Origin of the sequence: Roseovarius faecimaris (assembly GCF_009762325.1) — a bacterium.
In the GTDB taxonomy this organism is placed as follows: Bacteria; Pseudomonadota; Alphaproteobacteria; order Rhodobacterales; family Rhodobacteraceae; genus Roseovarius; species Roseovarius faecimaris.
On the sequence record NZ_CP034348.1, the window covers coordinates 2402258 to 2418428 of the forward strand.

A 16171-nucleotide genomic window follows, 5' to 3' on the forward strand; every position below is an offset into this window, starting at 1 on the left:
CCTTAGTCTGCATTCTAGCGGCTAGGCGGTCAAATCGGGCCGACGGTCCGGCATGGGCAAAGACCGGTCCTGACGCGCCGGACAAGAAACGGCCGGGCCGCAACCCCAGCGGGACATTTCCCGGTTGCATTGTGAAGGCCAGACAATAAGCTTGCCCTACAAGACATTCCTTTAGTTGAGATTTTCTATGTTTGGCCTGTTTGGAAAACGCGACGACACCACCGTTATCCTGAAAGATGACAAGGGCGCCTATTACCAGAAGGATATCGGCATAGAGGCTGGATATAAGCTTGGCCTCGACCAGCTTGAGTCGCGTTTGGTGGGCGGTTCGGAAGGCGGGGTTTTCTACCTGTTGCCACTTGCGATCCGCGACCTCAATGGCGGTCAGAGCAAGCGCCTGGAAGACTTGACGCCGGAAGAACGCAACGCGATCGAACATCTTTATCGTGTGATTGTGCCGGGAAATGTCATCTTGCACCATGCCCCGCCCCCCGGGCCGAATAGCCTGATGTATGCCACATCGGTCTACAAGTTCCTGACGGTGAAGGGCGGTTGGAAATTCAAGGCTCGGCCGCTTCTCGGACCGGCCGGAGACGATTTCGTGAACAAGCGCGTCCCGCGCAAGGCCGTTCTGGAAATGATGAAGGAAATTCTGTCGGCCTCTCCGGAGGCAGAGCGCCTGTCATTCGATCTGACATCCGAAAGCGGGCTGGCTTCGGCCAAGACGACCCGTGATCCGCGCATCTTTCATCAAATGGCGGTCTATGCCGCCGCCTATGACAGTGATCCGGCAGAGCTGCTTATGTGGCTGATCGACCAGCCGGAATTCGATCGCGGCACCGCTGCATGGCTGCTTGACTATCTGGGCGCCGCGCTCTGGATTGAAGGCCGTGCTCCGGCGCATAGCGCGATGGGGGCCGAAGAGGTGGAACTGGTTCTCAGGAAGATCTGTATCAGAGCCGAAGACCACGGCTTCGAAGAGGATGTGGTGGGCCTCGACTCCGGTATTTCCTTCAAAGAAATGGAAACGGCCCATGCCAGGAATGGCATGCCCGATGGCCTTCCCTGGCCAGAGGCGATTGTGAGCCTGACCTATCCGGCGTTTTCGCCCGGACCATATGAGGTGGATGAAGGCGGATTGCTTGTGCGCCACTAGGCGCGGTCAAAACGCCTCTGGCCGCGCTTCACGTGCCATGTGGTCGAGCACGGCGTTGACGAAGCTGCCTTCGCGGCCTTCGGGATAGAAGCTTTTGGCGATATCCACGAATTCGCTGATCACGACCTTGGGCGGTGTGTCGGTCTGGGTCAGTTCGGCCCCGGCGGCGCGGAAGAGGGCGCGCAGGGTGGGATCAATGCGGGCGATGGGCCATTTGGCCACGAGCGCGCGGTCGGTCATCTGGTCGATCAGCGCCTGATGGTTCACCGCGTCCTGCATGAGCTGCTCGAACAGGGCCGGATCGCCCTCCTGCATCTCGCCTTCCTCATAGGCCGCGCCGAAGCGGTGGTCTTCAAACTCAGCGATCACTGCATCGACCGTCTGGGCCGAATGCTCCATCTGAAACAGGGCCTGCACCGCGTAAAGCCGCGCGGCGGAGCGCATCTTGCGCTTCTGATTGCCGGAAAGCTGCGTCATGCTTTGGGGTTGTCCTTCAGATCGCCTGCAAGTTGGTATTCCTCGGCGTCGGGGATAAAGCCAACGCCCTTGCGCGCGCCGCCCCATTTTCGTGTCAGGGCAATGAGATGCAAGGCGGCGGCGGCGGCCCCTGCCCCTTTGTTCATCTTGTCGGGGTTGGCGCGGGCCTCGGCCTGTTCCATGTTCTCGACGGTCAGGATGCCGTTGCCGATGCAGAGCCCCTGCAGGCCCAGCAGGGTGATCCCGCGAGAGCTGTCATTGCAGACGGTGTCGTAATGCGTGGTCTCTCCGCGGATGACGCAGCCCAGAGCCACGTAGCCGTCGAAATTCGACAAGCGCTCGGCAATGCCGATGGCGGTCGGCACTTCCAGCGCGCCGGGCACTTCGGTGATCTCGTAAGAGCCGCCCGTGGCTTCGATTTCGGCCACGGCCCCGGCGATGAGCTGATCGGCGATGTCGCGGTAGAAGGGCGCCACCACGATCAGAAGCTTCACCGGTTTGTCGAAGCTGGCGCGGGGGAGCGAGTATTCGGTGCTGGCCATGCGGTTATCCTTCGGAAAGCGGGCGGGTGCCGACAATGGAAATGCCATAGGCATCCAGCCCCAGATAGCGTGTGCGGGGGCTGTCGGTCAAAAGAATGAGCTCATGCACGCCCATGGTCGACATGATCTGTGCGCCAAGGCCCGTTTGTTTGATGGTGCGCGGGGCGTCGTCATCTTCCATCTCCGAGCTGAGCTTGGGCCGGGGCTGACGGAAGAGGAACACGGCACCGCGCCCCTCGGCGGCGATCTTCTCCATCGCGCGGGGCAGTTTGCCGGTGGGCGCACCGTCGCGCGCCTCAAGCCCGATGCCCAGCACATCCTCAAGCGCATTGAGCGCGTGGGTCCGGGCCAGCACGGGCGCGCCGTCGGTCACATCGCCCTTGGTCAGGACCACATGTTCGGTGCCGGTGATCTGGTCGGCCCAGAGGCTCATCAGCCATTCGCCCCCATGCGACGAATGGATCACCTCGCGGCGCACTTCGCGCACGAGGTTGTCGTGCTTGTGACGGTAGGCGATGAGGTCAGAGATCGTGCCGATCTTCATGCCGTGCTTTTGCGCCACTTCGACGAGATCCGGCAGGCGCGCCATGGTGCCGTCTTCCTTCATGATCTCGCAGATCACCCCGGCGGGTTTGCACCCCGCAAGGCGCGCGATGTCCACCGCCGCCTCGGTATGGCCCGCGCGGATCAGCACGCCGCCATTGCGCGCGCGCAGCGGAAAGATATGGCCCGGCGTGGCAATGGCCGCAGCCGTGTTCTGTTCATTGATGGCGGTGGCAACGGTCAGCGCGCGGTCGGCGGCGGAAATGCCGGTGCTGACGCCCTCACGCGCCTCGATGGAGACGGTGAACGCCGTTTCATGCCGCGAGGAATTGTTGACCGACATCATCGGCAGACCAAGCTGGCTGATCCGTTCGGAGGTCATCGGCAGGCAGATCAGGCCGCGCCCGTGGGTGGCCATGAAATTGATCGCGGCGGCATCGGCATACTCGGCCGGAATGACGAAATCGCCTTCGTTCTCGCGGTCCTCGTGATCGACGAGGATGAACATCCGGCCCGCGCGCGCCTCGGCGATGATCTCGTCCGTGGGAGAGATCGCATCGCGCAGGCTGTCCTCGACGGGACCGGGGGTTTCGTAAGGAAGGCTGTCGGACATCGGTGGGCCTTTGGTTGGTGCAGGTGGCGGGATAGCGCAGGCAGGCGGCGAAGGCCAGAGGCTTATCCGGCGCGAAGATGGGAAATCACGTCAGGAAGGACGCCCTGCCCGGCTGTGCTGCGGGCGCGTTCCAGCACCAGCGCCAGACCGGTGCGTACAGGGGCACTGAAGGGGGCCACCAGCGTGCCGCGGCGTAGATCGGGCTGCACCAGCGCGTCATGGCCGATCAGCACCCCTGCCCCGTTGCGGGCCTCTTCGAGGGCGATGGCGTAGAGCGAGTGTTTCGCGCCACGCTCAAACCCGTCCGAGCGGCCCAGTATGGCCCGCGCCCAAAGCGCCCAGTCCCCGGCCCAGAGCGCGTCATGCAAAAGCGGCAGGTCGTGCAGGGCGCGCATCGCTGCAATCTGGTCGGCCAGTGCGGGCGCGCAGACCGGATAGATCAGGTCGTCGGCAAGGACGATCTCACGCGCGTGGCCGGTGGGGCGGCGCAGAAAGAGGCTCAGATCAAAGAGGTCACGCGCCAGGTTCGGCGGGGTCTCCAGCGCCGAGACCGAGAAGGTCACCCCGGGCAGAGCGGCGCGGATGGCCGGCAGGCGCGGCGAGAGCCAGAGCTGCGCCACGCTGGGCAGGGCGGCGATCTGGATCACCTGCTGGCCGGAGAGTGCGCGCATCTGGTGCACCGCCTCGCCCATCGCGTCAAAGGCCGTGGTCAGCGCCGGGACCACCGCCCGGCCAAACTCGGTCAGGCGCACCCCCTGAGAGCGGCGGTGAAAAAGCGGCGCGCCAAGCCAGTCTTCGAGCGTCTTGATATGCTGCGAGATGGCCCCGGGCGAGACGCTCAGCTCTTCGGCGGCGGTGACAAAGCCCCCGGTCCGCGCCGCCGCCTCGAACGCGCGCAGGGCGTTGAGCGGCGGGCCCTTGGGACGTGGCGGATTGACTGACATTATCTAGCCTTAGTTTTTCTATGTCTAAATTTAGAGAAACTGGTTTGCGCTGGCAAGAGAGGCGGCGCTAACTGGGGGCGACAACGCGGCGCATGAAGGAGACGGGGCATGACGCTTGAAACGAGGAACTGGGTGCCGGAAGGCTGCGAGAGCCGGGTGCAGGAGATTGCGCGCGCGACGGCGGGGGCGCAGAGCGCAGAGATCGCCGACCGGCTGGAGGCGCTGGCCGAGCAGAACCGCGACATTCACGAAAGGCAATGCTTCAACCTGAACCCGGCGACCAATGTGATGAACCCGCGGGCAGAGGCGTTGCTGGCTTCTGGCATCGGGTCGCGTCCGTCCCTGGGTTATCCGGGCGACAAATACGAGATGGGGCTGGAGGCGATCGAAGAGATCGAGGTGATCGCCGCCGAGCTGGCCGCAGAGGTGTTCGATGCGCGCTTTGCCGAGATCCGGGTGCCGTCGGGGGCGATTGCCAATCTCTACGGATTCATGGCGACCTGCCGCGCGGGCGATACGATCATCGCCCCCCCGGCCAGCATCGGCGGGCATGTGACGCATCACATGGCGGGCTGTGCGGGGCTGTTTGGGCTGCGCATTGTCGAGGCGCCGGTGAATGCGGATGGCTATACGCTTGATCTGGGCGGCTTGCGGGCGCTGGCCAAGGCGGAGCGGCCCCGGCTGATCACGGTGGGCGGGAGCCTCAACCTCTTCGAGCATCCCGTTGCGGAGGTGCGCGCCCTTGCGGACGAGGTCGGGGCGAAGGTGCTGTTCGATGCCGCGCATCAATGCGGGATCATCGCAGGGCGCGCGTGGAAGAACCCGCTGAAGGAAGGCGCGCATCTGATGACGATGAGCACCTACAAATCCCTTGGCGGGCCAGCGGGCGGGCTGATCGTGACGAATGACGCCGAGATGGCCGAGCGGCTCGATGCGATTGCCTTTCCGGGGCTGACGGCGAATTTCGACGCCGCGAAATCGGCGGCGCTGGCCATGTCCCTGCTGGATTGGCGCGAGCATGGCGCGGCCTATGCGGCCGGGATGATCGCCACGGCGCGGGCGCTGGCCGAGGGGCTAGATGCCGAAGGGTTGCCGGTTTTTGCGCGCGCGCAGGGGGTCACCAGATCGCATCAGTTCGCGCTGGAAGCGGCGGCGTTTGGCGGCGGGCAGGCCGCGTCAAAGCATCTGCGCCGCGCCGGTGTCCTGGCCTGCGGAATCGGGCTGCCCATCGCGGAGGTGCAGGGCGATATGAACGGGCTGCGCCTTGGCACGCCGGAGCTGGTGCGCTGGGGCATGACGCCGGAGCATATGCCGCGCCTGGCAGGGCTGATCGCGCGGGCGCTGAGATCGGACGCGCCGGAGAGCCTGGCGGCGGAGGTGGCCGCATGGCGGGCGGAGTTCGACCGGCTGCATTTCGTGATGTGAGCGGCGCGGTGCGTGCAAGCACGCACCCTACATCTGGCCCGTAGGGTGCGTGATTTCACGCACCGGCCGTCAATGCAGACGTTTGCGGATATTGTTGACCATCCACCACACCAGCAGCACCACGGGCAGCGTCACGCCCGCAAGCAGCATCCCCTTGCTGATCCCCAGCGCCCCGGCAAGAGGGTAGAGCAGGTAACCCGCGAGCGACACCGCGTAATAGCTGATCGCCACCACGCTGAGCCCCTCGACGGTCTTTTGCAGGCGAAGCTGCAGATCGGCGCGCTGGTTCATGCTTTCCAGCAAGGCCTGGTTCTGGGCCGAGCGTTCCACATCCACCCGGGTGCGCAACAGATCGCCCGCGCGGCTGGCGCGTTCGGCCATCGCCTCCATCCGCGCCTTGGTGGCGCGCACGGTGCGCATGGCGGGCTGAAACCGGCGGGTCATGAATTCGGCAAAGGTCTGGCGGCCTTCGAAACGCTCTTCACGCAGAAGCCGGATACGTTCGTCAACGATGGTCTCATAGGCCATGGTCGCCGTCATCCGGAAGGAGGAGCGCGCCACCATCGCCTCGAGCTCGGAAGAGACGGCGAGCAGGCTGTGCAGCGCCTCTTCGGCGGGACGGCCGCCATCGCCCGACAGCCCCCCGATCAGCGCGCCGAGACGCTCGTCAATCCCACGCATCTCGGGGCTGAGCCCGCGCGCCTTGGCAAAGCCCAGCATCGACATGGTCTTGTAGCTTTCGATCTCGCACATGCGCTGCACGATACGACCAATGCGGCGCGGCCCGGTCTGGGGCTTCACAAAGAGCGCGAAGCGGATATGCCCGGCGGTGTCGATGCGGAAATCGCCCGCCATGATCGCCGCGTCGTCCAGCACGCGGGCCACGGCGACGCTTTCGGGCACGAAACAGGTGTGCAGCATGTCACGCACCACATCGTCGCTTTCCCAGGGCGCGATGCGGATCAGCGCGGAGGTCATGCGCGCGCCGGGCGCCGCCTCAAGCCAGTCTTCGGGCAGGACATCGAAATCGGCCGGGTCAAACGCCCGGTCGCTCAGCCCCTCGGTGAAGACGGTGTAGGTCACCATCTCGGTATGCTGTTCCCATTTCAGGTGATGCCGCCCGATCTGGCCGAAATAATGCGTCGCACCGGGCTGGGGGTGCGGCGCGCCGTGCCGGTCGAGCAAGGCGGTCAGATGCGCGATATCGGCGGCAGGGTCGCGCCCGGCGGCATCGCTTTCGCGCTTGACGGCCAGAAACACCGCCGTCGAGGGCGCGCTGAGCACCGGGAAGGGGCGCGCATGAAGCTCGTTAACCAGGTCATAGCGCAATGGGTGATCGGCAATCGGGGGCATGGGCCTGTCCTTGGAAGCTGGGCCAGACCATAGCGTGACACAGCAGAAGATCAAGAAATTTCAATATGTGTTTCAATGATTTAGCGGAATACCTCTGCATACCGAACCGGCTCAGAACACCCCCATCGCCAGCCCTGCGGCCAGTGCGGCGCCCAGGTCACGGCAAGGGGTAAGCTGATCATCGTCAAGCGTCTTCTCGGCCAGGATCGCCTCGGGTGTCTGGGCATGGGTGCAGACGATGAAGGGCGCCTGCACCTCGCGCAGCCGCCAGCCCTTGGCGATGCGCGCGGTCTGGCGTAGCGCGCCTTCGCCATCCGAGCCCGCACAGATCATCAGGCCATAGGGACGGCCCTCGATCCGGCCCAGCACCGGGTAATAGCAGCGGTCGAACATGTCTTTCATCGGCCCGGACAGGGTGGCGAGGTTTTCGGGCGCGCAGAAGATATAGCCATCGGCGCGGAGGATATCGTCAGGCGTGGTGTCTTCGGCGCGCATGAGGGCGGTGTCGGGCAGTTCCTCGCACGCAGCCGCATGCGCGGCTTCGGCCATCTGGCGCGCACCGCCGGTGCGGGAATGGTAAAGGATAAGCAGGCGGGGCATGGCGGGTGGCTCTTGCGGTGAAGGTTTGCCCAAGCCTAGCCGGGGCTGCTAGGACTGGAAAGGTGGAACCTGAGGAGGACCCCGCCATGACCGTTGCATTTGATCCCCCTGCCCTGCCCTTTTCCGGGGCGCGGACCGATATCAGCGTGGAGGAGGCCGACCTCGTGGTTTTTGGCGCACCGCACGGAACGCCCTATCCCGGCATCGTGAACGAGAATTACGCGCAGGCGCCCAACACGCTGCGCCGCGCGCTGGAGCAGGAGGCGGGCTGGCCCGACCATTGGGATTTCGATCTTGGCGGGCCGCTGGTGCACGGGACGGGGTTCAAGGTGGCCGACGCGGGAGACTTGCAGACTGCGAGCCAGGACGGGCCGGGCAACCGCGCCCTGATCCGCGAGGCGACGGCCGAGATCGTGGCGCGCGGGGCGATCCCGGTGATGATCGGCGGCGATGACAGCGTGCCGATCCCCTTTATCGAGGCGCTGGCCCCGCATGGGCCGCTGACCATCGTGCAGGTCGATGCGCATATCGACTGGCGGCAGGAACGGCGGGGCGAACCGATGGGGTTTTCCTCGACCATGCGGCGGGCCTCGGAAATGGCCCATGTGGAGAAGATCGTGCATGTGGGCATCCGGGGGCTTGGCTCGGCCCGGCGTGGCGAGGTGGAACTGGCCCGCGAATGGGGCGCGGAGATCGTCACCGCGCGGCAGCTGCATGCGGAGGGCGTGGCGGCGGTGATGCGGCATGTGGAGAAGGGCAGCAACACGCTGATCACGATGGATTGCGACGCGCTGGATGCAGGGATCATGCCCGCGGTGATGGCGCCGACGCCGGGCGGGCTGAGCTATTACCAGGCGCTTGATCTGATCGAGGCGGTGGCGACACAGACCAGCCTTGTGGGCTTTGACATGATCGAGTTCGTGCCCGAGAGGGACGTGGACGGCGCGGCGAGTGTGACGGCGGCGCGCATTCTGGCCCATGTGCTGGGCCGCTGCGCGCGGGCGGCGGCATGACGCGGCACGAGGGCGGCTGCCTCTGTGGCGATGTTCGGATCGTGGCGGCGGGTGCGCCCAGGCGCGTTGGGGTATGTCATTGCCTGGACTGCCGCAAGCATCACGGCGCGCCGTTCTTTGCCGCCGCGATTTTCGACCGCGACGCGGTGACGGTCACCGGGGAGGTGCGGGAGTATCAGGAGCGCGCGTTTTGTGCGCGCTGCGGATCGTCTGTCTTTGCGCGGAGCGGTGACGAGGTGGAGCTGCATCTCGGTGCGATGGATACGCCGGATCAGTTCAGGCCGGATTATGAGCTGTGGACCCTGCGGCGCGAAAGCTGGCTGCCCCCGATCCCCGGAGCCCGGCAATATGAGCGCAACCGGGACGATGACGACGGCTGAGCAAAAAGATACCCCGCCCCGGCGATACGCCGGGACGGGGCTTTGTCATTACAACGGGCGGCGTCAGTCGATCTTGGGCAGAAGGCTCGACACGCTGTCCTTTGCATCGCCATAGAACATCCGCGTGTTGTCCTTGTAGAAAAGCGGGTTCTCGATGCCCGAGTAACCGGTGCCCTGCCCGCGCTTGGACACGAAGACCTGCTTGGCTTTCCAGCATTCCAGCACCGGCATGCCCGCAATCGGACTGTTGGGGTCGTCCTGGGCGGCCGGGTTCACGATGTCGTTGGAGCCGATCACGATGACCACGTCCGTATCGGGGAAGTCATCGTTGATCTCGTCCATTTCCAGCACGATGTCGTAAGGCACCTTCGCCTCGGCCAGAAGCACGTTCATATGCCCCGGCAAGCGGCCCGCGACGGGGTGGATGGCAAAGCGCACCTCCTTGCCCTTGGCGCGCAGCTTGTTGGTCAGCTCCGAGACGGCCTGCTGGGCCTGTGCCACGGCCATGCCGTAGCCGGGGATAATGATGATGCTCTGCGCCTCGTTCAGCGCATTGGCCACGCCGTCGGCGTCGATGGCGATCTGCTCGCCCTCGACGGCCATCTGCTCGCCCGAGGCGCCGCCGAAGCCGCCAAGGATGACCGACACGAAGGACCGGTTCATCGCCTTGCACATGATGTAGCTCAGGATCGCACCGGACGAGCCCACCAGCGCGCCGACCACGATCAAGAGGTCATTGCCGAGGCTGAAGCCGATGGCGGCGGCCGCCCAGCCTGAGTAGCTGTTGAGCATGGAGACGACCACGGGCATGTCCGCGCCGCCGATCCCCATGATCAGGTGATAGCCGATAAAGAGCGCCAGAAGCGTCAGCAGGACCAGCGTCCAGCTGCCCGACCCGCCAAGGTACATGATCGCAAAGAGCAGCGACGCACCGGCAGCGGCGGCATTCAGAAGGTGCCCGCCGGGCAGTTGCTTGGCGGCACTATCGACCTTGCCCGCCAGCTTGCCATAGGCAATCACCGAGCCGGTGAAGGTCACGGCCCCGATCCAGATACCAAGCACCAGCTCGACCTGAAGGATGGTGATCTCAACCGGCGATTTCTTGGCGATAAGCTGACCGAAGGCGCTGAGCTCGTGATAGACGGCCTTGGGCAGCAGCGCATAGCTGCCATCGGCGGCAAGCGCGCCCATGGTCATGCCGTTCTCGGCAAAGAGGCCGCTCACGTTGTTGATCATCAGATCGGCGTTGAAGCCGACGAAGACGGCGGCGAGACCGACGAGGGAGTGCATGATCGCCACCAGTTCGGGCATCTGCGTCATCTGCACCTTGGTGGCAAGCTGATAGCCCACCACGGCCCCCGCCGCGATCAGAACGATCGACATCAGCCACAGCCCGTGGCCCGGGCCGATCAGGGTGGCCAGCACGGCAATCGCCATGCCGACGATCCCGTACCACACGGCACGTTTGGCGCTTTCCTGACCCGAAAGTCCGCCCAGCGAGAAGATGAAGAGGATGGCCGCAACCACGTAGGCTGCAATTGTAAATCCGTATTCCATAGCCCTGACCCCTTACGATTTCTGGAACATGGCGAGCATGCGCCGGGTGACGAGGAAGCCGCCGAAGATGTTGATGGCGGCCATGAAGATCGCCGCTGCGGCCAGGATGGTGATGAGCACCGAACTGGAGCCGATCTGGATCAGCGCGCCCAGGATGATGATCGAGGAGATCGCGTTGGTCACCGCCATGAGTGGGGTGTGCAGGGAGTGCGAGACGTTCCAGATCACCTGGAAGCCCACGAAGACCGAGAGCACGAAGACAATGAAATGCTGCATGAAGCTGGCCGGAGCCACGAGCCCCACCGCCAGAAGCAGCGCGCCACCGATCCCCAGAAGCGAGACCTGCTGAACGGTCTGCTTGCGGAAAGCGGCCTTTTCAGCGGCACGTTTCTCTTCCGGTGTCGGTTCGGGGGCCACCTCTTTCTTGGGGGCGGCCGCGATGGCCTGCACCTTGGGCGGCGGTGGCGGGAAAGTCACGTCTCCGGCATGGGCGATGGTGGCCCCGCGGATCACGTCATCATCCATGTCATGCACGATCACGCCGTCCTTCTCGGGCGTGAGGTCCGTCATCATGTGCCGGATGTTGGTGGCATAGAGCGTCGAGGCCTGCGTGGCCATGCGGCTGGGGAAGTCGGTATAGCCGATGATGGTCACGCCATTGTCGGTCACGATCTTCTCGTCCGCCACAGTCAGCTTGCAGTTGCCGCCCTTCTCGGCGGCAAGGTCCACGATGACCGAGCCGGGCTTCATCGCCTCGACCATATCCTTGGTCCACAGCTCGGGCGCTTCGCGGTTGGGAATGAGCGCGGTGGTGATGACGATGTCCATCTCGGGGGCAAGCTCGCGGAACTTGGCCAGCTGTGCTTCGCGGAATTCATCCGATTGCACCGAGGCATAGCCGCCGGTTGCGGATCCATCCTGGCTGTCATCCTCGAAATCGAGATAGACGAACTCGGCGCCCATGCTCTCGACCTGTTCGGCCACTTCGGGGCGCACGTCGAAGGCATAGGTGATGGCACCAAGGCTGGTCGAGGTGCCGATGGCGGCAAGCCCGGCCACGCCCGCGCCCACGACGAGCACTTTGGCGGGCGGCACCTTGCCGGCGGCGGTCACCTGCCCGGTGAAGAAGCGGCCAAAGTTGTTGCCCGCCTCGATCACCGCGCGGTAGCCTGCGATATTGGCCATGGAGCTGAGCGCGTCCATTTTCTGCGCCCGAGAGATGCGCGGAACCATTTCCATCGCGACGATGGTGGCGCCTTTCTTGGCGGCCGCTTTCATCTCGGCCTCCTGGGCGACCGGCGAGAAGAAGCTGATCAGCGTCTGATCCTTGCGCAGGCGCTTCATCTCGGCCTCTTGCGGCGGGCGCACCTTCGCGACCACATCGGCGGCTTTCCACAGGGCGGCGGCGGTCTTGACCACCTCGACGCCCGCGGCCTTGTAATCGGCGTCCGAGAAACCGGCCTTGTCGCCTGCCCCGCTTTCGATCACGCAGTCATGGCCGAGCTTTTGCAGCTGCAGCGCCGAATCCGGCGTCATCGCAACACGCGCTTCGCCCTCGATTACTTCCTTCGGAGTCCCGATCTTCATCTGATGTCCCCTCTTTCCAATGGCAGCAGGGCCGGCCAGCGGCCCGCCACGTCGGGTTGATCCCTAGACCGGGTATTTAGGGCAGTGCAAGCGGATGTCGCGCTCACGCGTTAAAAAGTCGCTCTGACGCCGCGTTTTGCCCGGATTTGGGCCGGTTTCACAGCCAGCGACGCACTTTGCGTTCGTATTTGGCGTATTCCATGCGGAAGATCTGGCGCATCCTGGCCTCTTCGCCGAGGATGAACCGCTTTTCGATGAGCCAGACGAAAACCGGCACCAGCGGCAGCGACAGCACCGCGTCCCAGCGCAGGATCAGCCCGGCGAGGATCATGGCGTCGGCAAGGTAGATCGGGTTGCGCGAGCGTTTGAACACGCTGGACTGGATCAGCCGGGCGGGCGTTTCCTTGGGCACGATGGTTGTCCGGTAGCGGCGGAATTCGATCGCGGCCAGAATGACGATGATGATCCCGCCGCCGACGAGCAGACCGCCGACAAAATCCGCCCAGCCGCCGCCGAAATGCAGGCCAAGGCCGAAATACGAGGATTGCACCCAGGCCAGCGCGATGAAAAGCGCGAGCCAGGCGGGAGGCATGTCGAGCCATTTTGTCATGCGGGGTCCTTTCGGGACGGTTGCCAGCCAGTGACAAACGCGTAGCATGGCGGCCAGGAGGATGACCATGGTTTTGACGGGAAAACACGCATTGGTGACAGGCGGCGGCACGGGCATTGGCCTGGCCATCGCGCGGGCCCTGGCCGAGGCCGGGGCAGAGGTGACCATCACCGGGCGGCGGATGGACGTGCTCGAGGCGGTGGCCGGGCGCGGTTTGCACGCGGTGCAGATGGATGTGGCCGATGAGGCGAGCGTTGTGGACGGCGTGGCCGCGGCTGTGGCCGCGCGCGGGCCGGTGCAGATCTGCGTGCCCAATGCCGGCATGGCCGAGGGCCGGGCGCTGCACAAGACCGACCTGGCCTTCTGGCGGCGGATGATGGCGATCAACCTTGACGGCGCGTTCCTGACGGTGCGCGAATGCCTGCCCGGCATGCGCGAGGCGGACTGGGGCCGGGTCATTGCGGTCTCCTCCATTGCCGGGCTGAAGGGGCTGAAGGGCGCCGCGGCCTATACCGCCAGCAAACACGGGATGATCGGGCTGATCCGGGCGCTGAGCGAGGATTACCTGGGCACGGGGCTGACCTTCAACGCGCTCTGCCCGGGCTATGTGGATACCGAGATCGTCACCCGCAACGTCACCGCGATTGCCGAGCGCGCGCAGGTCAGCGAGGACGCGGCGCGGGCGATGATGGTGGAGGCCAACAAGCACAAGCGGCTGATCGCCCCGGAAGAGGTGGCGGCGGCGGCGCTGTGGCTCTGTGCGCCGGGATCGGAGAGCGTGAACGGGCAGGCCATCGAGATCGCAGGCGGGCAATTCTGAGGCGCGACGCTCTTCGGGCCCTTGCGTGCCCGCCTCGCGAGGCCGCCTGTCAGGGCGGATGAGCGGCCCGACCCGTTAGCCGTCCTCGACGCCGATGGCGCGGGCAAACTGGGCCAGCGTGCTCTCGGTCGGAGTGCCGTCGGCGTTCCAGTGCGGCGGATCGAACCGGTCTTCGACACAAGCGCGGTGGGCATAGAGCGCCATGGTCGCATAGATGATCCCGTCATCGATGACATGCTCAAGCGTCACCGCCTCGTCCTCGGGGATGCCCTGTTCACAGGCAAAGCAATGGGCGAGGATGACGCCGGCGGGAGCGGCGGATGTCCCCTTCGGCTCATAGGGCGCGTCCGGGTCGAGGCGGGCGAGCAGATCGTCGAGGGCCGCCTGCCAGCCCGCGTCATCCCCGTCGGCCCAGAGCTCGGCCAGTTCGGAGCGTGCCCGCAGATGGGCAATGGCGCGCCGGGCCTCGGCCAGAAGCGCGGCTTCGGGGTGCGGCGCATCGCCCAGGCGGGGCAGGATATCCTCGGGCATGGCCGGATCGGGTCGGCCCAGAAGTGCGGCCACCAGATCGCAGGCGGCGATCACCCTTGCGGCCGTGTCGGCATCAGCGGACTGCCCGCCGTCGCGGATCATCGCGGCGATCTCTGCAGGCGTCTCCAACTCGCCCAAGAAGTCGAGAGCGGCATCGTTGTCGAAGCTTCCCGTATCCCATGTGCCCATTTCGGCCTCCTCTGCAGGGTCATATGTGCCGGCAGGATGAGGCTAGACGGTTTCCGGGGCACGGCCAACAGGGCCGAACCCGTACGAGATTTCGGCTGTGAAAGCGGCCGGGCGGGCGATACTGTCGGGGCAGCGAAGCCGGGAGAGGCGCGATGATGGTCCGGGACGAGTTCAACAGCTTTTGCGGGGGGCTGACCGCCACCACCCATGTGGTGCAATGGGGCAATGCGGATGTCTGGAAAGTGGGCGGCAAGGTGTTCGCGATCTGCGGCTGGAATGAGGGCAAGGATGCCTATACGTTCAAGGCCAGCGACATCGCCTATGAGGTGTTGCAGGATCAACCGGGCATCCGGCCCGCGCCCTATCTGGCCTCGCGCGGGATGAAATGGCTGCAGGTCTATGAGGCGCCGGGGCTGAGCGACGACGAACTGAAAGAGCATATCGTGATGAGCTATGACATGGTGGTGGCCAAGCTGACCCGGAAGCGGCGCGCGGAGCTGGGATTGTGAGCGGGTTTGCGGACACGCGGGCGCGGTTTCACCTGCCCGAGGGGGTGATCTATCTCGATGGCAATTCGCTGGGCCCCCTGCCCCGCGCCGCAACCGAGCGCATGGCGCGGGTGATGCAGGACGAATGGGGCGAGATGCTGATCACCGGCTGGAACAAGGCCGGGTGGATGGCGCAGCCGGGGCGCATCGGCGACCGGATCGGACGGCTCATCGGGGCGGAGCCGGGGCATGTGATGGTGGGCGACACGTTGAGCGTGAAGGTCTATCAGGCGCTGGCCGCGGCGCTGGAGCTGCGCCCCGATCGGCGGGTGATCCTGTCGGACAGCGGCAATTTTCCATCCGATCTCTACATGGCCGAGGGGCTGATCCGCACCCTGGGGCAAGGATATGAGCTGCGCGTGGTGGCGCCCGAAAAGGTGGCGGAGGCGCTGAGCGAAGAGGTGGCGGTGCTGATGCTGACGGAGGTGGATTACCGCACCGCGCGCCAGCATGACATGGCCGCCCTGACAGCGCAGGCGCAGGAGCTGGGCGCGCTGACGGTCTGGGACCTGGCGCATTCGGCGGGCGCGGTGGAGGTGGACCTGGCCGGGGCGGGCGCGGATTTCGCCGTGGGCTGCACCTACAAGTACCTCAATGGCGGGCCCGGCGCGCCGGCCTTCATCTATGTGGCGCCCGAGCACGCGGCCAAGGCCTCTCCAGCCCTGTCAGGCTGGCTCGGGCATGAAGCGCCATTTGATTTCGATCCCACCTACCGCCCGGCGCCGGACATTGCGCGGATGCGCGTCGGCACGCCGCCGGTGCTGGGCATGGCCGCGCTTGAAGCGGCGTTGGATGTCTGGGACATGGTCGACATGCGCGAGGTGGCGGCGGCCTCGCGGAAACTGAGCACCGCCTTTATCGAGGGCGTCGAGGCCGCCTGCCCTGCCCTGCGCCTGGCCAGCCCGCGCAGGGCCACAGAGCGAGGCAGCCATGTGAGTTTTCACTTCGCTCATGGCTATGCCGCGATGCAGGCCTGTATCGCCGAAGGGGTGATCGGAGATTTCCGCGCACCCGACATCATGCGCTTTGGCATCACGCCGCTTTATCTGGACGAAGACGATATCGAACGAGCGGTGGAGATCATCGCGCGTGTGGTCAACGACCGCCTCTGGGACCGGCCCGACTACGCGACCCGCGCCGCGGTGACCTGACCCCGGACACCGCGCATACCGAAGCGCAAGCACGGCGTCGTGCCCCAAAAATACCTCAATTTGCCGAAAATTCGCCTAAAACCCGCTCTTTTGCGGCCTCAGAGCGACTGTATCCAGGATGGAAACAAAGTT

At 65.3% G+C, this 16171-nt stretch carries 17 protein-coding genes; 7 read left to right on the forward strand and 10 right to left on the reverse strand.

Annotated elements, in window-relative coordinates; translation table 11 throughout:
* Window positions 1-187: 187 nt before the first annotated feature.
* Window positions 188-1156 (forward strand): hypothetical protein, encoded by a 969-nt coding sequence (locus EI983_RS12320; RefSeq protein ID WP_157707681.1) that lies wholly within the window; start codon window positions 188-190, stop codon window positions 1154-1156.
* A gap of 6 nt (window positions 1157-1162) precedes the next feature.
* On the opposite strand, the gene nusB is transcribed toward EI983_RS12320, so the two are convergent.
* The 4 genes from nusB to EI983_RS12340 all read right to left on the reverse strand — a co-directional run bounded on the left by nusB (window position 1163) and on the right by EI983_RS12340 (window position 4275).
* A complete protein-coding gene (nusB, locus tag EI983_RS12325) occupies window positions 1163-1633 on the reverse strand; it encodes a transcription antitermination factor NusB (protein ID WP_157707682.1) in 471 nt (156 codons plus the stop codon).
* Complete coding sequence (locus EI983_RS12330) at window positions 1630-2175, reverse strand: 6,7-dimethyl-8-ribityllumazine synthase (protein ID WP_157707683.1); 546 nt, start codon at window positions 2173-2175, stop codon at window positions 1630-1632. Before EI983_RS12330 ends, nusB begins: the two co-directional genes overlap by 4 nt.
* A gap of 4 nt (window positions 2176-2179) precedes the next feature.
* Window positions 2180-3331 (reverse strand): 3,4-dihydroxy-2-butanone-4-phosphate synthase, encoded by a 1152-nt coding sequence (gene ribB, locus EI983_RS12335; protein ID WP_157707684.1) that lies wholly within the window; start codon window positions 3329-3331, stop codon window positions 2180-2182.
* A 62-nt stretch (window positions 3332-3393) separates the two neighbouring features.
* Window positions 3394-4275 carry a LysR family transcriptional regulator gene (locus tag EI983_RS12340; RefSeq protein WP_157707685.1) on the reverse strand — a complete coding sequence of 294 codons (882 nt, stop codon included), beginning with the start codon at window positions 4273-4275 and terminating at the stop codon, window positions 3394-3396.
* A 108-nt stretch (window positions 4276-4383) separates the two neighbouring features.
* Here EI983_RS12340 and EI983_RS12345 point away from each other — a divergent pair, with 108 nt between their 5' ends.
* Window positions 4384-5700, forward strand: coding sequence for a serine hydroxymethyltransferase (locus EI983_RS12345; RefSeq protein WP_157707686.1), 1317 nt, complete (start codon window positions 4384-4386; stop codon window positions 5698-5700).
* A gap of 69 nt (window positions 5701-5769) precedes the next feature.
* Here the strand turns inward: EI983_RS12345 and EI983_RS12350 are convergent, their stop codons facing one another.
* A complete protein-coding gene (locus EI983_RS12350; RefSeq protein ID WP_157707687.1) occupies window positions 5770-7053 on the reverse strand; it encodes a DUF3422 family protein in 1284 nt (427 codons plus the stop codon).
* Between the two features lie 111 nt (window positions 7054-7164).
* Window positions 7165-7653, reverse strand: coding sequence for a flavodoxin family protein (locus EI983_RS12355; protein ID WP_157707688.1), 489 nt, complete (start codon window positions 7651-7653; stop codon window positions 7165-7167).
* A gap of 86 nt (window positions 7654-7739) precedes the next feature.
* Here EI983_RS12355 and EI983_RS12360 point away from each other — a divergent pair, with 86 nt between their 5' ends.
* Window positions 7740-8666, forward strand: a complete 927-nt coding sequence (locus tag EI983_RS12360) for an arginase family protein (protein ID WP_198389289.1) — start codon at window positions 7740-7742, stop codon at window positions 8664-8666.
* Complete coding sequence (locus EI983_RS12365) at window positions 8663-9046, forward strand: GFA family protein (protein ID WP_157707689.1); 384 nt, start codon at window positions 8663-8665, stop codon at window positions 9044-9046. The genes EI983_RS12360 and EI983_RS12365 overlap by 4 nt, the downstream gene beginning before the upstream one ends.
* A gap of 63 nt (window positions 9047-9109) precedes the next feature.
* On the opposite strand, the gene EI983_RS12370 is transcribed toward EI983_RS12365, so the two are convergent.
* The 3 genes from EI983_RS12370 to EI983_RS12380 form a co-directional block, all read right to left on the reverse strand.
* A complete protein-coding gene (locus EI983_RS12370; protein ID WP_157707690.1) occupies window positions 9110-10603 on the reverse strand; it encodes an NAD(P)(+) transhydrogenase (Re/Si-specific) subunit beta in 1494 nt (497 codons plus the stop codon).
* A gap of 12 nt (window positions 10604-10615) precedes the next feature.
* A complete protein-coding gene (locus tag EI983_RS12375; protein ID WP_157707691.1) occupies window positions 10616-12190 on the reverse strand; it encodes a Re/Si-specific NAD(P)(+) transhydrogenase subunit alpha in 1575 nt (524 codons plus the stop codon).
* A 157-nt stretch (window positions 12191-12347) separates the two neighbouring features.
* Complete coding sequence (locus EI983_RS12380) at window positions 12348-12800, reverse strand: methyltransferase family protein (RefSeq protein ID WP_246162157.1); 453 nt, start codon at window positions 12798-12800, stop codon at window positions 12348-12350.
* Window positions 12801-12867: 67 nt separating this feature from the next.
* Between EI983_RS12380 and EI983_RS12385 the strand changes: the two genes are divergently transcribed.
* On the forward strand, window positions 12868-13620 hold the full coding sequence (locus tag EI983_RS12385) for an SDR family NAD(P)-dependent oxidoreductase (RefSeq protein WP_157707692.1): 753 nt from the start codon (window positions 12868-12870) through the stop codon (window positions 13618-13620).
* A 75-nt stretch (window positions 13621-13695) separates the two neighbouring features.
* Here EI983_RS12385 and EI983_RS12390 read toward each other — a convergent pair whose 3' ends face one another.
* Window positions 13696-14340, reverse strand: a complete 645-nt coding sequence (locus EI983_RS12390; RefSeq protein ID WP_157707693.1) for a DUF4259 domain-containing protein — start codon at window positions 14338-14340, stop codon at window positions 13696-13698.
* Window positions 14341-14495: 155 nt separating this feature from the next.
* On the opposite strand from EI983_RS12390, the gene EI983_RS12395 reads away from it, so the two are divergent.
* Complete coding sequence (locus EI983_RS12395) at window positions 14496-14849, forward strand: MmcQ/YjbR family DNA-binding protein (protein WP_157709084.1); 354 nt, start codon at window positions 14496-14498, stop codon at window positions 14847-14849.
* The gene (kynU, locus tag EI983_RS12400) at window positions 14846-16039 is read left to right on the forward strand and encodes a kynureninase (RefSeq protein ID WP_157707694.1); all 1194 of its coding nucleotides are present in this window, start codon (window positions 14846-14848) and stop codon (window positions 16037-16039) included. Before EI983_RS12395 ends, kynU begins: the two co-directional genes overlap by 4 nt.
* Window positions 16040-16171 lie beyond the last annotated feature (132 nt).

What these genes read in the sequence shown, in the direction of transcription:
- EI983_RS12320 (WP_157707681.1), top strand. Translation starts at nt 188, where the DNA reads ATGTTTGGCCTGTTTGGAAAACGCGACGACACCACCGTTATCCTGAAA.
- nusB (WP_157707682.1), bottom strand. Translation starts at nt 1,633, where the DNA reads ATGACGCAGCTTTCCGGCAATCAGAAGCGCAAGATGCGCTCCGCCGCG.
- EI983_RS12330 (WP_157707683.1), bottom strand. Translation starts at nt 2,175, where the DNA reads ATGGCCAGCACCGAATACTCGCTCCCCCGCGCCAGCTTCGACAAACCG.
- ribB (WP_157707684.1), bottom strand. Translation starts at nt 3,331, where the DNA reads ATGTCCGACAGCCTTCCTTACGAAACCCCCGGTCCCGTCGAGGACAGC.
- EI983_RS12340 (WP_157707685.1), bottom strand. Translation starts at nt 4,275, where the DNA reads ATGTCAGTCAATCCGCCACGTCCCAAGGGCCCGCCGCTCAACGCCCTG.
- EI983_RS12345 (WP_157707686.1), top strand. Translation starts at nt 4,384, where the DNA reads ATGACGCTTGAAACGAGGAACTGGGTGCCGGAAGGCTGCGAGAGCCGG.
- EI983_RS12350 (WP_157707687.1), bottom strand. Translation starts at nt 7,053, where the DNA reads ATGCCCCCGATTGCCGATCACCCATTGCGCTATGACCTGGTTAACGAG.
- EI983_RS12355 (WP_157707688.1), bottom strand. Translation starts at nt 7,653, where the DNA reads ATGCCCCGCCTGCTTATCCTTTACCATTCCCGCACCGGCGGTGCGCGC.
- EI983_RS12360 (WP_198389289.1), top strand. Translation starts at nt 7,740, where the DNA reads ATGACCGTTGCATTTGATCCCCCTGCCCTGCCCTTTTCCGGGGCGCGG.
- EI983_RS12365 (WP_157707689.1), top strand. Translation starts at nt 8,663, where the DNA reads ATGACGCGGCACGAGGGCGGCTGCCTCTGTGGCGATGTTCGGATCGTG.
- EI983_RS12370 (WP_157707690.1), bottom strand. Translation starts at nt 10,603, where the DNA reads ATGGAATACGGATTTACAATTGCAGCCTACGTGGTTGCGGCCATCCTC.
- EI983_RS12375 (WP_157707691.1), bottom strand. Translation starts at nt 12,190, where the DNA reads ATGAAGATCGGGACTCCGAAGGAAGTAATCGAGGGCGAAGCGCGTGTT.
- EI983_RS12380 (WP_246162157.1), bottom strand. Translation starts at nt 12,800, where the DNA reads ATGACAAAATGGCTCGACATGCCTCCCGCCTGGCTCGCGCTTTTCATC.
- EI983_RS12385 (WP_157707692.1), top strand. Translation starts at nt 12,868, where the DNA reads ATGGTTTTGACGGGAAAACACGCATTGGTGACAGGCGGCGGCACGGGC.
- EI983_RS12390 (WP_157707693.1), bottom strand. Translation starts at nt 14,340, where the DNA reads ATGGGCACATGGGATACGGGAAGCTTCGACAACGATGCCGCTCTCGAC.
- EI983_RS12395 (WP_157709084.1), top strand. Translation starts at nt 14,496, where the DNA reads ATGGTCCGGGACGAGTTCAACAGCTTTTGCGGGGGGCTGACCGCCACC.